This is a genomic window from Acinetobacter sp. Res13-Abat-PEC15-P4-01, from assembly GCF_015676285.1.
In the GTDB taxonomy this organism is placed as follows: domain Bacteria; phylum Pseudomonadota; class Gammaproteobacteria; order Pseudomonadales; family Moraxellaceae; genus Acinetobacter; species Acinetobacter nematophilus.
Genome location: NZ_JADAIN010000004.1, coordinates 1 through 410, shown reverse-complemented (window position 1 = coordinate 410; position 410 = coordinate 1). Strand labels below are relative to the sequence as shown.

Here is a 410-nt window from a genome sequence, read left to right as displayed (position 1 = left end):
CAACTTAAGTTTCCTTGTACATCACGATAGTCATCATTACCCATTTGGTATGAAACATTGAATGAGGCATGGCTTGCTTTGCTAAATTGTCCTTCAACACCCAGCTTCACTTCACCTATATTTTCATTACCTCCAATCTGTTGCTTATTTCCATCCAACGTCAAACCATAATCTTCTGTGTTATGAATCCAATTCAATGCAGCATATGGACGATAGTTTGCTCCAGCTTTATCCGTTGGTACTACCATATAAGCTTTTGCACCTAAACGTGTTTGTAGATTCGGTCCACTGCTTTCAACTTTTGTCCCTGTTAAATCAGTAAACTTATCTAACTGTACGTCTTGGTAAATGAATTGTCCTTGTGGTTGGATCCACCAACTCACACCATTATTTTCACCTAAACGGTAGTT

Annotated in this window: 1 protein-coding gene; it reads right to left on the bottom strand. The window is 38.5% G+C overall.

The features are described 5' to 3' along the window. Positions 1-410 (bottom strand): autotransporter outer membrane beta-barrel domain-containing protein (locus IMO47_RS00535; RefSeq protein WP_196083657.1); only part of this gene is annotated, 410 nt, incomplete at both ends.